Source organism: Bacillus sp. JK106 (assembly GCF_053663355.1).
Genome location: NZ_JBSJQC010000001.1, coordinates 853064 through 867736 on the forward strand (window position 1 = coordinate 853064; position 14673 = coordinate 867736).

Below are 14673 nucleotides of genomic sequence, written 5' to 3' on the forward strand. Positions count from 1 at the left end.
TATGAGAGAAGCAGTCATTGTGGCCGGTGCGAGAACCCCGGTCGGTAAAGCGAAAAAAGGATCGCTTGCAGCCGTTCGTCCTGATGATTTAGGCGCGCTTTGTGTAAAAGAAACGCTGAAACGGGCAGGCGGCTATGAAGGAAATATCGATGACTTAATTATCGGATGTGCAACACCTGAAGCCGAACAAGGATTAAATATGGCGCGGAATATCGGTGCGCTGGCGGGGCTTCCTCATACAGTGCCGGCCATTACGGTGAACCGCTACTGCTCTTCCGGACTCCAGTCCATCGCTTACGGTGCGGAAAAAATCATGATCGGCGCGGGCGACACCGTAATCGCCGGCGGTGCGGAATCCATGTCGCAAGTTCCGATGATGGGGCATGTGACACGGCCGAATATCGCTTTGGCGGAGCATGCGCCTGAGTATTACATGAGCATGGGGCATACGGCGGAGCAAGTCGCCGAAACGTACGGGGTATCCAGAGAAGATCAGGATGCATTTGCAGTCCGCAGCCATCAGAATGCCGCAAAAGCCCTTAAGGAAGGGAAATTCAATGACGAAATCGTGCCGGTTGAAGTATCGCTGACAGAAGTCGGGGATGACCATAAGCCGCGGAAAAAACAATTTACCTTTTCTCAGGATGAAGGCGTGCGCCCCGGCACATCGGCTGACGTCTTGGCGAAGCTCCGCCCGGCTTTTTCTAAAACGGGAACCGTGACGGCCGGGAACTCTTCACAAACAAGTGACGGCGCGGCGGCTGTCATGCTGATGGATCGCGAAAAAGCTTCTTCGCTCGGATTGGCGCCGCTAGTCAAATTCCGTTCCTTTGCCGTAGGCGGCGTTCCCCCTGAGGTAATGGGAATCGGTCCGATTGAAGCCATTCCGCGGGCGCTCAAGCTTGCCGGACTCGAATTACAGGATATCGGGCTTTTTGAATTGAATGAGGCCTTTGCTTCACAGGCCATTCAAGTCATCAGATCGCTCGGGATTGATGAAGAAAAGGTGAACGTCAACGGAGGCGCCATCGCGCTCGGACATCCGCTCGGATGCACGGGGACGAAGCTGACCCTGTCACTCATTCATGAAATGAAACGGAGAAACGAGCAATTCGGCGTGGTGACGATGTGCATCGGAGGCGGCATGGGCGCTGCCGGCGTATTTGAGCTCATTTAAAACAAGGGGGAAACGAAGCATGAAACAGGAAACGGTCAACGTCAAAAAAGGCGGCAGCTTTCTGATTGAAGAGACGGGATATGATCAAATATTCACTCCGGAGGACTTTACAGACGAACATAAAATGATCGGCAAAACGACAGAAGACTATGTCGTAAACGATGTGCTTCCTTATATAGATGAAATTGAAAACCATCAGTTCGAGCATTCGGTCAGACTGCTGAAAAAAGCCGGAGATCTCGGCCTCCTCGGAGCAGACGTGCCTGAAGAGTACGGCGGAATCGGCCTGGATAAAATCAGTTCAGCCTTCATTACGGAAAAGTTTTCACGTGCCGGCAGCTTTTCGCTATCTTACGGCGCTCACGTCGGTATCGGTTCATTGCCGATTGTGTTCTTCGGAACGGAAGAACAGAAAAAAACCTATTTGCCGGACTTGGCTTCAGGACAAAGAATCGCGGCATACGCCTTAACTGAGCCCGGTTCAGGTTCAGATGCCCTCGGCGCGAAAACGACGGCTGTTTTGAATGAAGCGGGCACACACTATATTCTTAACGGGGAAAAGCAATGGATTACAAACTCCGCCTTTGCAGATGTCTTTGTCGTCTACGCTAAAGTGGACGGAGATAAATTTTCCGCATTTATCGTAGAAAAGAACTATCCGGGCGTATCAACGGGACCGGAAGAGAAAAAAATGGGGATTAAGGGTTCATCGACAAGAACGCTGATTTTAGATCAGGCGGAAGTCCCGAAAGAAAATCTTCTCGGCGAAATCGGAAAAGGCCATGTCATCGCCTTTAATATTCTGAATATCGGGCGCTACAAGCTTGCCGTCGGCACAATCGGCGCTTCAAAACGGGTGATTGAGCTGTCTGCCGCTTATGCAAACCAGCGCCGGCAATTTAAAACGCCGATCTCAAGCTTCACGCTCACTCAGGAAAAGCTTGCGACGATGTCAGCCCGGCTTTACGCCATGGAGAGCTCTGTATACAGAACAGTAGGCTTATTCGAAGATAATATGAGCAGACTGACGGAAGAGGAGCAAAAAGACGGACGCGAAGTCGCGAAGTCCATCGCCGAGTACGCGATTGAATGCTCGCTCAACAAAATGTGCGGTTCTGAAACGCTTGATTACATTGCCGACGAAGGCGTTCAAATTCACGGCGGTTACGGATTTATGCAGGAATATGAAGTGGAGCGCGCCTATCGCGACTCAAGAATCAACAGGATTTTTGAAGGCACAAATGAAATCAACCGCCTGATCGTAACGAGCACGTTTCTGAAAAAAGCCGTAAAAGGTCAGCTGCCGCTCTTTGAAAAAGCAAAAGCGCTCCAAGATGAACTCATGATGCTGATGCCTGAAGAGCCGGGCTCAGAACCTCTTGAACAGGAAAAATACATTGTCAGACAGGCGAAAAAGATCGCCCTCTTGACAGCGGGTCTCGCGGCGCAGAAATACGGCAAAGAGATCGAAGGCGAGCAGGAAATCATGGTGAACATTGCCGATATTGTGAGCGCGCTGTACGCTTTGGAATCCGCCGTCCTCAGAACGGAAAAAGCAATTGCGGCGGACGGTGCCGAAAAAGCCGCGCAGAAGCTGTTATATACAGAAATCTTTGCCCAGGAAGCCCTTCAGAACATTGAAGCGCACGCCAAAGAATCACTGATCGCCATGGAGGAAGGAGATTCCCTCCGCATGATGCTTTCCGTGCTGCGCAAACTGACGCGCCTGACGCCGAAAAACCTCATTCAGAAAAAACGTGAAGCGGCAGCAGCCGTCTTCCGTGAAGAAAAATATACAGTCTGATCACATGCTGAAAGCGCTCCTTCATCAGGGGCGCTTTTTCATGAAGCAACGTTATAGGTTTTTACAAGTGATTGTGTTAAAATAACGACGATCATTTACAAGGGGTGAAGAAGATGTCGATAAATTTTTACTGGTACCCTAAATGCGGAACGTGCCGTAATGCGAAAAAATGGCTGGAAGACCGCGGCAAGGAAATAAACGAAATACATATCGCGGAGGAAACTCCGTCGAAAGAAGAAATTAAAGACCTCTATGAAAAGAGCGGTCTTGAGCTGAAAAAGTTTTTCAACACGAGCGGAATGAAATACCGCGAGCTGAACTTAAAGGAAAAACTGTATCATATGTCAGAGGATGAACAGCTTGAACTCCTGGCATCAGACGGTATGCTCCTGAAACGCCCGATTACGACAGACGGCGAAAAAGTCACTGTCGGCTTTAAAGAAGACCAATTCGAAAAATATTGGATGTAATGCCAGGTTCAAAGAATTATGGTATCTTCTTATTATAAGAAAAAAATGGAGGGATTTAGATGAGCACACCGAAAGATATGCGTTATTCCAAAGAGCACGAATGGGTCAAAGTTGAGGACGGAAAAGCCCGTATCGGGATTACACATTTCGCGCAAGCCGAACTTGGCGACATCGTATTTGTCGAGCTTCCGGAAGTCGGCGCCGAAATTAAAGCGGACGAGCCATTCGGCAGCGTGGAATCCGTCAAAACCGTATCCGAACTGTACGCACCGATTAACGGAACGGTGACGGAAGTGAACGAAGACCTTGATGACAGTCCTGAATTCGTAAACGAGTCTCCGTATGAAAAAGCGTGGATGATCGTCGTGGAACCGGCTGATGCTGAAGAAATCGAAAACCTCATGACTTCTGAGCAATATGACGAAATGACACAGGAAGACTGATCGGATAGCAAAGGGGCCATTTGGACACTCTATCTGTAACGGGAGGTGTCTAAAATGGCTTTTGATAAACAAAAGGTCGATGTGACGGAGAACGTCACGGGCCGCTTTCAAAACGGCCGGTTTTCCTTGTTTCATGAAAATGAAGCCATCGGCGAGATGACAGGCATGGACCAGTACGAGCTCAAACAGGGCTTTTCATTTGAAAATCAAAAATTTTATAAAACAGCCGATGTCATAAACGGCAGCGATCCGAAATATGTCGATTGCGATTATGAGAATGGCTGGTGTTAACAGTTGGCGGTGAATTTCACTGCCTTCTTTTTCAATCTGACGCTAAAACAATCGGCAGGTGACGCGCTTATGTACAACGGAGATGAAAAGGTCATTATCGTAGAAGGAAAATCTGATAAAATCAAAGTCAGGGAAGTGCTCATCGAACCCGCGGAAATCGTCTGTACAAACGGGACGATCGGCCAAACCGAACTGGAAGATTTGGCGGACCGCCTGTTTGACAGAGACGTCTATATTTTAACGGACGCAGATGACTCCGGAGAAAAACTAAGAAAACAGCTGAAACGGGAGCTTCCCGAAGCGCGACATATTTATATAGACAGAACATACAGGCAAGTCGAGTCGTGCCCGGGCCATCATCTCGCATCTGTGCTGATCAGAGCCGGCTTTGATGCTGACACTGTATTTTTGAAAAAGAACGACCTGAGGTGGTAATCATGAAAGAACTCCAAGAAAATGAACTCGAATCGATTCAGGATGACGTTTATCTCCTGTATTTGTACACCCCGTTTTGCGGCACATGCCAGCTGGCGTCCAAAATGCTTACTGTCGTCGAAGAAATGCTGCCCGGCGCCGCCTTCTATAAAAACAACGTGAATTATTCCCCCGCATTCGCCAAAGCCTATCAGATTGAAAGCGTTCCGTGCTTTTTGCTGTTTAAAGGCGGAGAGCTTGTTGAGAAAGGATACGCCTTCCGCTCCGTTTCCTATTTATATGAGCTGATTAAACAAAAAACATCGCAAACGTTCCCGATGTGACAATATTTACAGGAAAATGTCGTGCGGTTTATAAAGGGTTCTGTCCGTTAAAAAGAGAAAGTGTATGTATGGCCATTAAAACGGGAGGTTATACGAGTGGAGAAAATAGAAGTTTCAGAGAATGACGGACAGCATCTGTTTTTGAAACCGCTATTAAATGCCTCAACGCTGCTGATTACATTCCAAGGAGAAACAGAAGCCTTAACGGTCTCAATTAACGGACAGGGAGAAATGAGAAAAACGTCGGCTTCAAAGGAGAAATCTAATTTGACCTTTTACGGAAACCAGACGGAAATCATCCATCTCCTGCATGGTGATGTCTCTTTGCAAAAGCTTATCCAAAGCGGAAAACTCAAAGTGAAAGGATCATTCAGAGCCCTGCTGAAGCTGGAGGCCATCCTCTGGCTGACAAACGGATTTTTTCAGGCGATCAGTAAACGGCCGTAACTGCCAATCTACTATGTGACAATAGCTTCCAATATTTATTTTATTGACTTTTTATCATTCGCCGTGCTATTCTACAGTAAGAATTTCCGGACGAAAATACGATATGTTTTCTCTTATCAAGAGAGGTGGAGGGAAGTGCCCTATGAAGCCCGGCAACCATCAACAATGTTGAAATGGTGCCAATTCACTCGAAGCGGTCTGCTTTGAAAGATGAGAGAAAGGCCTTTTTCAATAAGCCTTTCTGCTCATTTTTGCAGAAAGGCTTTTCTTTTGCGGAGAAACCCGGAAGATTTCTTAGAATAGTGTAAGGCGGGTGATTGCTTTGATCCATCTTCAAAATGTTTCAAAAATTTACAAAGCGAAGCATGGGGATGTCAATGCTGTCCAAGATGTCACTCTTGATATCAAAAAGGGCGAAATATTTGGAATTATAGGATATAGCGGAGCTGGTAAAAGTTCCTTAATCCGTCTCCTGAACGGCCTTGAAAAGCCGACGTCGGGAACCGTGGAAGTCGCGGGGACGGAATTAAATAAAGTAAGCAGCCGCGGGCTGAGAAAAGCGCGCCAGGAAATCAGCATGATCTTCCAGCATTTTAACCTTTTGTGGTCGCGCACCGTCCGGGAGAACATTATGTTCCCGCTGGAAATCGCCGGCGTGAAAAAAAGTGAACGGGTCCGCCGCGCTGATGAATTGATTAAACTGGTCGGATTAGAGGGGAAAGAAAAATCTTATCCGTCGCAGCTGAGCGGCGGTCAAAAGCAGCGTGTCGGCATCGCCCGGGCGCTCGCCAATAATCCGAAAGTCCTTCTGTGCGATGAAGCGACATCAGCGCTCGATCCGCAGACGACCGATTCAATTTTGGATCTTTTATCCGATATAAATGACAGACTCGGTCTGACGATCGTGCTCATTACCCATGAAATGCACGTCATCCGAAAAATCTGCAACAGAGTCGCCGTCATGGAAAACGGGAAAGTCGTTGAAGAAGGCGAAGTACTTCAAGTTTTCAGAAACCCGCGCGAACCGATGACCAAGCGTTTCGTTCAGCAGGTGACAGAACCTGAAGAGACGAAAGAAACCATCCAGCATTTTCTGCAGGAAACAGCGACAGGGAAAACGATTCAGCTTTCATTTGTCGGGCAGGCCGCCGAGCAGCCCCTCATTACGGAAATGATCCGAAACTTTGATGTGGACGTCAATATTCTGCAGGGGAAAATTTCACAGACGAAGGACGGAGCCTACGGTTCATTATTCATTCATATTGACGGTCAGGAAAAAGAAGTAGAAAACGTGATCCGGTTCATCAAAGACAAACAGGTAGAAGCAGAGGTGATCACAAATGTTTGAAAAATGGTTCCCGAACGTTGATATAACCGAGCTGTGGACGGCCACATACGAGACCCTTTATATGACGGTTATCGCTTTAGTTTTTTCATTTATCATCGGAGCGATTCTCGGTCTTCTGCTCTTTTTAACGGGCAAGGGAAGCTTATGGGAAAATAAAATCATTAACACCGTGATTGCGGCGGTCGTTAATATTTTCAGATCTATTCCGTTTCTTATTTTAATTATTCTGCTTCTCGGCTTTACTAAGATTTTGGTCGGATCGATTTTAGGACCGAATGCCGCATTGCCGGCGCTGATTATCGGCTCCGCGCCGTTTTACGCCCGTCTTGCGGAAATTGCGCTCCGGGAAGTCGATAAAGGAGTCATCGAAGCTGCCAGATCAATGGGAGCAAAGACATCGACGATTATCTTCAAAGTGCTGATTCCTGAATCAATGCCTGCGTTAATATCAGGCATCACCGTGACGGCCATCGCCCTGATCGGATCTACCGCCATTGCCGGCGCCATCGGTTCAGGCGGACTCGGAAACCTTGCATATGTAGAAGGCTACCAGTCCAATAATACGGATGTAACGTTTGTAGCGACAGTATTTATACTCATCATCGTCTTTATCATTCAGATTATCGGTGATGTAATTACAAATATAATAGACAAAAGATAAGGGAGGATTTACATTGAAAAAGATTGTATTAAGTGCGCTGCTGCTTGTGTTCGCGGGAGTTTTAGCCGCCTGCGGATCAAACGGCTCGAATAAAAAGGAAATCGTTGTCGCCGCGACAAAAACACCGCATGCTGAAATCTTAAAAGAAGCGGAACCGCTCTTGAAGGAAAAAGGCTACACATTAAAAGTAAAAGTGCTGAACGATTACAAAATGTACAACAAAGCGTTAGCTGATAATGAAGTGGATGCGAACTACTTCCAGCACGTTCCTTACCTTGAACAGGAAATGAAAGAAAATAAAGATTACAAACTCGTGAATGCCGGAGCGGTTCACCTTGAGCCATTCGGAATTTACACGAAAAAATACAAATCACTGAAAGACCTGCCTAAAGACGCGACCATCATCATGACTAACAATGTCGCTGAACAAGGCCGTATGCTGGCGATGCTTGAAAAAGCCGGACTGATCACACTTGATCCGAAGGTAAAAACGATTGAAGCGACGACGAAAAACATTACGAAAAACCCGAAAAACCTGACATTCAAAAAAATCGCCCCTGAATTAACGGCGAAAGCATATAATGAAGAAGAAGGCGATGCAGTCTTCATTAACGTCAACTATGCGATTCAAAACAAACTGAATCCGTTAAAAGATGCGATTCAAGTGGAATCAACGAAAAACAACCCGTACGCAAACATCATCGCCGTACGCAAAGGTGACGAAAAATCAGAGAAAATCAAAGCGCTTATGGAAGTGCTTCATTCTAAGAAAATCAAAGACTTTATTGAGAAAAAATACGACGGAGCCGTGCTTCCCGTATCTGAATAAAGCGAAAACCCCGGATGAATCATCCGGGGTTTTTTTCGGGTATTAATCGGAGAACTGTCCATAATAAAAAGGAAGGTTAACGATTGGAGGGAATGGCAGTGGCTCAATACCAGGATAACGGAAAAAGCGTGCATGACGCATTGAAACAATATAAAGAAGGTTTAGGCATATTCGAGCAAAAAATGCCGATGATGGGGCGGAAGTTTAATGAATTTACTGAGCAGTGTTTCTCAGCAGATTCATTAACTGAAAAAGAGAAACAATTAATCGCTCTGGGCATCAGCATCAGCGCTCAAGATGAATTTTGCATGATTTATCATACGAAGGGCTGCCTTGACCAAGGGGCCACAGAAGAAAACATCCTTGAGGTCATCAGCGTAGCGGCGGCATTCGGGGGCGGCGCGGCTCTCAGTCAGGGAGTGACCCTCGTGCAGCAGTGCATTCAGGAATTCGGACATACGACGCATTAGAATGAGCAATCGTGTGAATACCGTTTTTCAGATAAAGCGAGCGCCGGTTTCCGGCACATTCGAAAGGATTCAGGGGCACACTCTCTTTGGCCGGAGCAGCGGATCATTGTTACAATAGAAACAAATATATGAAGGGATTGATTCATTATCTGCACCAGCCACGAGAGACTGGACCTTGACTATACGCCTGAAATGGAAAAAGCGATGCAGAAGTCACACGGCATCGGCTACGAGGAATACGGACGGCGTCTTTCAAAAAGGATGGAAGTCGAACGGCAGAGGGAGCTTGAATATCAAAAAAGCAAGTTCCTCGCAGCGCAGCTTAATGAGAAAATCGGTCAGTAAAAAAGGGTGGATTTCCGCCCTTTTTCTGTTTCAAACAGCTTTAATTACGCCTTGATCTTTGATAAACTTTAGGAATGTTCCGGGTAATATAAAAAGTTGTATTTACTTTTCATTTGTTATAAAATTAGAATGAGAATAAATTGAGAATAATGATTATATATTTTGGAGGTATAGATATGGCTGCTTCAACATTAACGATCAAGGATCTTCACGTTGAAATCGAAGGAAAAGAGATCTTAAAAGGTGTAAACCTTGAAATAAAAGGCGGCGAATTCCACGCTGTCATGGGGCCGAACGGTACCGGTAAATCCACGCTCTCAGCAGCGATTATGGGACACCCGAAATACGAAGTTACAAAAGGCAGCATCACGCTTGACGGCAAAGATGTACTGGAAATGGAAGTGGACGAGCGCGCTCAGGCGGGTCTTTTCCTTGCGATGCAGTACCCAAGCGAAATCAGCGGTGTGACAAATGCTGATTTCCTTCGCTCTGCGATTAACGCACGCCGTGAAGAAGGCGATGAAATTTCTCTTATGAAATTCATCCGCAAAATGGACGAAAACATGGAGTTCCTTGAAATGGACCCTGAAATGGCGCAGCGTTACCTGAACGAAGGTTTCTCAGGCGGGGAGAAAAAACGCAACGAAATCCTTCAGCTTATGATGATCGAGCCGAAAATCGCCATTCTTGACGAGATCGATTCAGGTCTTGATATCGATGCGCTTAAAGTCGTTTCTAAAGGAATTAACAAAATGCGCAGCGAAAACTTCGGCTGCTTAATGATCACTCACTACCAGCGCCTTCTGAACTACATCACGCCTGATGTCGTTCACGTTATGATGCAGGGACGCGTAGTGAAATCCGGCGGCGCGGAGCTTGCACAGCGCCTTGAAGCGGAAGGTTATGACTGGATTAAACAAGAACTAGGCATTGAAGACGAAACTGTAGGCCAAGAAGCGTAAGCGTTAGGGGGATAATCATGACATTGGAAACGAAACTATCCGTAGATCAGGAATATGTCAAAGGCTTTTCCGAAAAGCATCAAGAACCTGCCTGGCTGAAAAACCTGCGCTTACAGGCTCTTGAAAAAGCTGAAGATCTGCCGCTGCCTAAGCCTGATAAAACAAAAATTACAAATTGGAACTTTACAAAGTTCAACAAGCATACAGTAGAAAACGCGCCGCTTGCTTCTTTGGAAGATTTAGCTGATGAAGCAAAAGCGCTGATCGATATTGAAAATGAAGACAAAACGTTATATGTGCAGCGTGATCAAACGCCTGCTTTCCTTTCTCTTTCCAAAGAACTGAAAGACAAAGGCGTTATTTTCACGGACATCTTAACGGCTGCCCGTGAGCACAGCGACCTCGTTGAGAAGTATTTCATGAAAGACGGCGTTAAGGTCGACGAACATAAACTGACTGCGCTTCATGCGGCATTAATGAACGGCGGGGCATTCCTTTATGTTCCTAAAAACGTTCAGGTGGAGACGCCTGTTCAGGCCGTTTACGTTCATGAAAGCAATGACACGGCATTGTTCAACCACGTGCTGATCGTCGCTGAAGACCACAGCTCCGTCACTTACGTTGAGAACTACATCAGCACGGTGAATCCGAAAGAAGCGGTATTCAACATTATCAGTGAAGTGGTCACAGGTGATAATGCCAGCGTGACGTACGGCGCTGTTGACAACCTGTCAGCAGGTGTCACAACATACGTCAACCGCCGCGGAGCCGCGCGCGGACGCGACAGCAAAATCGAGTGGGCGCTCGGACTGATGAACGACGGCGACACGATTTCTGAAAATACGACAAACCTCTACGGAGACGGCACATACGGCGATACGAAAACCGTAGTTGTCGGAAGAGGAGAACAGACGGAAAACTTTACGACGCAGATCATCCACTTCGGTAAGGCTTCTGAAGGCTATATCCTGAAGCACGGAGTCATGAAAGATGCCGCATCTTCCATCTTTAACGGAATCGGCAAAATCGAGCACGGCGCGTCTAAAGCAAACGCTGAACAGGAATCCCGCGTCCTGATGCTGAGTGAAAAAGCACGCGGAGATGCAAACCCGATTCTCTTAATTGATGAAGACGATGTAACTGCAGGACATGCGGCATCTGTCGGCCGTGTGGACCCGATCCAGCTTTACTACTTAATGAGCCGCGGAATTCCGAAAGAAGAAGCGGAGCGCTTAGTCATTTACGGATTCCTTGCTCCGGTGGTAAAAGAGCTTCCGATTGAAGGAGTTAAGAAACAGCTCGTCTCCGTCATCGAAAGGAAAGTAAAATAATGAATATCACCGATATTCGTGAACAGTTCCCGATCCTTCATCAGCAAGTGAACGGACATGACCTCGTGTACCTTGACAGCGCGGCGACTTCCCAGAAGCCGCGTGCTGTCATTGAAGCAGTGGATCAGTATTACAGCAAATACAATTCCAATGTCCACAGAGGTGTTCATACTCTGGGCACGAGAGCGACAGACGGCTATGAAGGTGCGCGTGAAAAAGTCCGTAAGTTTATCAATGCGAAGTCAATGGCTGAGGTCATTTTCACAAAAGGCACGACAACTTCACTGAATATGGTGGCGCTGAGCTATGCCCGCGCCAGCTTAAAACCCGGTGATGAAGTGGTCATCACCCAAATGGAGCATCATGCGAATATCATTCCGTGGCAGCAGGCAGTAAAAGCAACCGGCGCGACTTTAAAATATATCCCGATGCAGGAAGACGGCACGCTTTCGCTGGACGACGTCCGGCAGACTGTCACAAGCCATACGAAGATCGTGGCAGTCGCTCATGTGTCAAACGTGCTCGGCACGATTAACCCGATTAAAGAGATCGCCAAAATCGCTCATGACAATGGCGCTGTCATCGTGGTGGACGGGGCGCAGAGCACACCGCACATGAAAATTGACGTTCAGGACCTGGATTGCGACTTCTTCGCGCTTTCTTCCCATAAAATGTGCGGCCCGACGGGAATCGGCGTGCTGTACGGCAAGAAAGAACTGCTTGAGAATATGGAGCCGGCCGAATTTGGCGGCGAAATGATCGACTTTGTAGGGCTTTATGAATCAACTTGGAAAGAGCTTCCGTGGAAATTTGAAGCAGGCACGCCGATTATCGCAGGCGCGATCGGATTGGGAGCCGCGATTGATTTTCTTGAAGAGATCGGACTCGACGAGATTTCCCGGCATGAGCATAAGCTTGCAGCCTATGCGCTTGACCGTTTCGAGCAGCTGGACGGCGTGACGGTATACGGTCCGAAAGAGCGGGCGGGACTTGTGACATTTAATCTTGATGAGGTTCACCCTCATGATGTCGCGACTGTCCTCGATGCTGAGGGCATTGCGGTCAGAGCCGGCCATCATTGCGCCCAGCCGCTCATGAAATGGCTGGATGTATCTGCTACTGCGAGAGCGAGTTTTTATCTGTATAATACAGAGGAAGAGATCGATAAGCTCGCGGAAGCCCTCCAAAAGACAAAGGAGTACTTTACAAATGTCTTTTAATGCAAATTTAGATACATTATACAGACAAGTGATCATGGATCATTACAAAAATCCGCGCAACAAAGGGGTTTTGGATGACAGCATCGTCGTCGATATGAACAACCCGACTTGCGGCGACCGGATCAGACTGACAATGAAGCTTGACGGCGATACCGTTCAGGAAGCGAAGTTTGAAGGGGAAGGCTGTTCCATCTCCATGGCTTCAGCTTCCATGATGACGCAGGCGATTAAAGGAAAAGATATTGATACCGCCCTTTCCATGTCTAAGATTTTCTCAGACATGATGCAAGGGAAAGAGTATGACGACTCAATAGATCTCGGGGATATTGAAGCCCTTCAAGGCGTTTCGAAATTCCCGGCCCGGATTAAATGTGCCACCCTTTCATGGAAAGCACTTGAAAAAGGAGTCGCTGGCGAAAAAGGCGGCAATTAAAAGATTGGAGTGAAAATGGATGGCTAAAAAAATGCCTGAAATTGGTGAATACAAGTACGGTTTTCACGATAAGGACGTTTCCATTTTCCGTTCAGAGCGCGGATTGACAAAAGAAATCGTAGAAGAAATTTCACGCATGAAAGAAGAGCCTCAATGGATGCTTGATTTCCGCCTGAAATCTCTTGAGCATTTCTACAACATGCCGATGCCGCAGTGGGGCGGGGATTTAAACTCTTTAAACTTTGACGAAATTACGTATTACGTAAAGCCGTCTGAGCGTTCAGAGCGTTCTTGGGATGAAGTGCCTGAGGAAATTAAACAGACATTCGACAAACTCGGTATTCCTGAAGCTGAGCAAAAATACCTTGCCGGTGTTTCTGCACAGTACGAATCCGAAGTTGTGTACCACAATATGAAAGAAGATCTTGAAGCGCAAGGCATTGTCTTCAAAGACACAGACAGCGCGCTGAAAGAAAATGAAGACATTTTCCGTGAGCACTGGGCGAAAGTCATTCCGCCGACTGATAACAAGTTTGCGGCGCTGAACTCAGCTGTTTGGTCCGGCGGATCTTTCATCTACGTGCCTAAAGGCGTGAAGGTTGAAACACCGCTTCAAGCTTACTTCCGCATCAACTCTGAAAACATGGGTCAGTTCGAACGTACGCTGATCATCGTTGACGAAGAAGCAAGCGTTCATTACGTAGAGGGCTGTACGGCTCCTGTGTACACAACAAACTCGCTTCACAGCGCGGTTGTTGAAATCATCGTCAAAAAAGGCGGCTACTGCCGTTATACAACAATTCAAAACTGGGCGAACAACGTTTACAACTTAGTAACGAAACGTACGGTTTGTGAAGAAAACGCGACGATGGAATGGGTTGACGGAAACATCGGTTCTAAATTAACGATGAAATATCCGGCTGTCATTCTGAAAGGTGAAGGCGCGCGCGGCATGACGCTTTCTATCGCTCTTGCGGGCAAAGGACAGCATCAGGACGCAGGTGCGAAAATGATTCACCTTGCACCGAATACGTCATCCACAATTGTATCAAAATCGATTTCTAAACAAGGCGGAAAAGTAACATACCGCGGTATCGTCCACTTCGGACGAAAAGCGGACGGCGCCCGTTCAAACATCGAGTGTGATACGCTCATTATGGATAATAAATCAACTTCTGATACAATCCCTTACAATGAAATCCTGAACGACAACATTTCATTGGAGCACGAAGCGAAAGTATCAAAAGTTTCTGAAGAACAGCTTTTCTACTTGATGAGCCGCGGTATTTCTGAAGAAGAAGCAACAGAAATGATCGTTATGGGCTTCATCGAGCCATTCACAAAAGAACTTCCGATGGAATACGCAGTTGAAATGAACCGTTTGATTAAGTTCGAAATGGAAGGTAGTATCGGATAACCTATATATATCAAAGGTTTGAGGGGTTTCAGCCCGTGCCAACTTGGTGGCGTGCCAAATTTGTGCCAAGTTGACCTTATCTTTTAGTATAGGAGGCGAACTTTTGAAGTTCGTCTTCTTCTATTTTTCGGTAATATCAAGATAAGGATCAGCTGTTGTTTTGATGGTTTTATGCTCCAAGCGATGTAATTTCTAAAATTACTTCAAGCTGAACAAAGGTTCATTCCTTTACATTTGCTTTTTTATCCTCAAGCCGATCCTTTCACA

General features: G+C 46.8%; 18 protein-coding genes and 1 riboswitch. All 18 genes read left to right on the plus strand.

Annotated features, from left to right (window positions below; translation table 11 throughout):
• Nucleotide 1 precedes the first annotated feature (1 nt).
• The 18 genes from ACWJJS_RS04455 to sufB all read left to right on the plus strand — a co-directional run bounded on the left by ACWJJS_RS04455 (nt 2) and on the right by sufB (nt 14406).
• On the plus strand, nt 2-1177 hold the full coding sequence (locus tag ACWJJS_RS04455; protein WP_003151841.1) for an acetyl-CoA C-acetyltransferase: 1176 nt from the start codon (nt 2-4) through the stop codon (nt 1175-1177).
• Nucleotides 1178-1196: 19 nt separating this feature from the next.
• Nucleotides 1197-2981 (plus strand): acyl-CoA dehydrogenase family protein, encoded by a 1785-nt coding sequence (locus ACWJJS_RS04460; RefSeq protein WP_176283519.1) that lies wholly within the window; start codon nt 1197-1199, stop codon nt 2979-2981.
• Nucleotides 2982-3094: 113 nt separating this feature from the next.
• The gene (locus ACWJJS_RS04465; protein WP_198863867.1) at nt 3095-3451 is read left to right on the plus strand and encodes an arsenate reductase family protein; all 357 of its coding nucleotides are present in this window, start codon (nt 3095-3097) and stop codon (nt 3449-3451) included.
• A gap of 59 nt (nt 3452-3510) precedes the next feature.
• A complete protein-coding gene (gene gcvH, locus ACWJJS_RS04470) occupies nt 3511-3894 on the plus strand; it encodes a glycine cleavage system protein GcvH (protein ID WP_003151844.1) in 384 nt (127 codons plus the stop codon).
• A gap of 54 nt (nt 3895-3948) precedes the next feature.
• Nucleotides 3949-4185 (plus strand): YusG family protein, encoded by a 237-nt coding sequence (locus ACWJJS_RS04475; RefSeq protein WP_003151845.1) that lies wholly within the window; start codon nt 3949-3951, stop codon nt 4183-4185.
• A gap of 69 nt (nt 4186-4254) precedes the next feature.
• Nucleotides 4255-4620 carry a toprim domain-containing protein gene (locus ACWJJS_RS04480; RefSeq protein ID WP_007410083.1) on the plus strand — a complete coding sequence of 122 codons (366 nt, stop codon included), beginning with the start codon at nt 4255-4257 and terminating at the stop codon, nt 4618-4620.
• A 2-nt stretch (nt 4621-4622) separates the two neighbouring features.
• Nucleotides 4623-4943 (plus strand): thioredoxin family protein, encoded by a 321-nt coding sequence (locus ACWJJS_RS04485; protein WP_003151847.1) that lies wholly within the window; start codon nt 4623-4625, stop codon nt 4941-4943.
• 96 nt (nt 4944-5039) lie between these two features.
• Nucleotides 5040-5390: an SCP2 sterol-binding domain-containing protein gene (locus ACWJJS_RS04490; RefSeq protein ID WP_003151848.1), complete on the plus strand. Its 351-nt coding sequence runs from the start codon at nt 5040-5042 to the stop codon at nt 5388-5390.
• 110 nt (nt 5391-5500) lie between these two features.
• Nucleotides 5501-5607, plus strand: a riboswitch (SAM riboswitch).
• A 105-nt stretch (nt 5608-5712) separates the two neighbouring features.
• Complete coding sequence (gene metN, locus ACWJJS_RS04495) at nt 5713-6738, plus strand: methionine ABC transporter ATP-binding protein MetN (RefSeq protein WP_003151850.1); 1026 nt, start codon at nt 5713-5715, stop codon at nt 6736-6738.
• Complete coding sequence (locus ACWJJS_RS04500) at nt 6731-7399, plus strand: methionine ABC transporter permease (RefSeq protein ID WP_003151851.1); 669 nt, start codon at nt 6731-6733, stop codon at nt 7397-7399. Before metN ends, ACWJJS_RS04500 begins: the two co-directional genes overlap by 8 nt.
• Before the next feature lie 13 nt (nt 7400-7412).
• Nucleotides 7413-8228, plus strand: coding sequence for a methionine ABC transporter substrate-binding lipoprotein MetQ (gene metQ, locus ACWJJS_RS04505; RefSeq protein WP_015418164.1), 816 nt, complete (start codon nt 7413-7415; stop codon nt 8226-8228).
• Between the two features lie 92 nt (nt 8229-8320).
• The gene (locus ACWJJS_RS04510; protein ID WP_031306536.1) at nt 8321-8698 is read left to right on the plus strand and encodes a carboxymuconolactone decarboxylase family protein; all 378 of its coding nucleotides are present in this window, start codon (nt 8321-8323) and stop codon (nt 8696-8698) included.
• 192 nt (nt 8699-8890) lie between these two features.
• Nucleotides 8891-9043, plus strand: coding sequence for a hypothetical protein (locus ACWJJS_RS04515; RefSeq protein ID WP_003151857.1), 153 nt, complete (start codon nt 8891-8893; stop codon nt 9041-9043).
• A gap of 176 nt (nt 9044-9219) precedes the next feature.
• Nucleotides 9220-10005: a Fe-S cluster assembly ATPase SufC gene (gene sufC, locus ACWJJS_RS04520; protein WP_003151872.1), complete on the plus strand. Its 786-nt coding sequence runs from the start codon at nt 9220-9222 to the stop codon at nt 10003-10005.
• 17 nt (nt 10006-10022) lie between these two features.
• Complete coding sequence (sufD, locus tag ACWJJS_RS04525; RefSeq protein WP_003151874.1) at nt 10023-11336, plus strand: Fe-S cluster assembly protein SufD; 1314 nt, start codon at nt 10023-10025, stop codon at nt 11334-11336.
• Nucleotides 11336-12556 (plus strand): cysteine desulfurase SufS, encoded by a 1221-nt coding sequence (sufS, locus tag ACWJJS_RS04530; RefSeq protein ID WP_007410089.1) that lies wholly within the window; start codon nt 11336-11338, stop codon nt 12554-12556. Before sufD ends, sufS begins: the two co-directional genes overlap by 1 nt.
• Entirely contained in the window at nt 12546-12989 is a 444-nt protein-coding gene (gene sufU, locus ACWJJS_RS04535) for a Fe-S cluster assembly sulfur transfer protein SufU (RefSeq protein WP_003151877.1), read from the plus strand. Before sufS ends, sufU begins: the two co-directional genes overlap by 11 nt.
• A 19-nt stretch (nt 12990-13008) precedes the next feature.
• The gene (sufB, locus tag ACWJJS_RS04540; RefSeq protein ID WP_003151878.1) at nt 13009-14406 is read left to right on the plus strand and encodes a Fe-S cluster assembly protein SufB; all 1398 of its coding nucleotides are present in this window, start codon (nt 13009-13011) and stop codon (nt 14404-14406) included.
• The last annotated feature ends 267 nt before the right edge of the window (nt 14407-14673 follow it).

Coding starts and splice junctions, on each gene's coding strand:
- ACWJJS_RS04455 (WP_003151841.1), top strand. CDS start 2: ATGAGAGAAGCAGTCATTGTGGCCGGTGCGAGAACCCCGGTCGGTAAA.
- ACWJJS_RS04460 (WP_176283519.1), top strand. CDS start 1,197: ATGAAACAGGAAACGGTCAACGTCAAAAAAGGCGGCAGCTTTCTGATT.
- ACWJJS_RS04465 (WP_198863867.1), top strand. CDS start 3,095: ATGTCGATAAATTTTTACTGGTACCCTAAATGCGGAACGTGCCGTAAT.
- gcvH (WP_003151844.1), top strand. CDS start 3,511: ATGAGCACACCGAAAGATATGCGTTATTCCAAAGAGCACGAATGGGTC.
- ACWJJS_RS04475 (WP_003151845.1), top strand. CDS start 3,949: ATGGCTTTTGATAAACAAAAGGTCGATGTGACGGAGAACGTCACGGGC.
- ACWJJS_RS04480 (WP_007410083.1), top strand. CDS start 4,255: ATGTACAACGGAGATGAAAAGGTCATTATCGTAGAAGGAAAATCTGAT.
- ACWJJS_RS04485 (WP_003151847.1), top strand. CDS start 4,623: ATGAAAGAACTCCAAGAAAATGAACTCGAATCGATTCAGGATGACGTT.
- ACWJJS_RS04500 (WP_003151851.1), top strand. CDS start 6,731: ATGTTTGAAAAATGGTTCCCGAACGTTGATATAACCGAGCTGTGGACG.
- ACWJJS_RS04510 (WP_031306536.1), top strand. CDS start 8,321: ATGGCAGTGGCTCAATACCAGGATAACGGAAAAAGCGTGCATGACGCA.
- ACWJJS_RS04515 (WP_003151857.1), top strand. CDS start 8,891: ATGGAAAAAGCGATGCAGAAGTCACACGGCATCGGCTACGAGGAATAC.
- sufC (WP_003151872.1), top strand. CDS start 9,220: ATGGCTGCTTCAACATTAACGATCAAGGATCTTCACGTTGAAATCGAA.
- sufD (WP_003151874.1), top strand. CDS start 10,023: ATGACATTGGAAACGAAACTATCCGTAGATCAGGAATATGTCAAAGGC.
- sufS (WP_007410089.1), top strand. CDS start 11,336: ATGAATATCACCGATATTCGTGAACAGTTCCCGATCCTTCATCAGCAA.
- sufU (WP_003151877.1), top strand. CDS start 12,546: ATGTCTTTTAATGCAAATTTAGATACATTATACAGACAAGTGATCATG.
- sufB (WP_003151878.1), top strand. CDS start 13,009: ATGGCTAAAAAAATGCCTGAAATTGGTGAATACAAGTACGGTTTTCAC.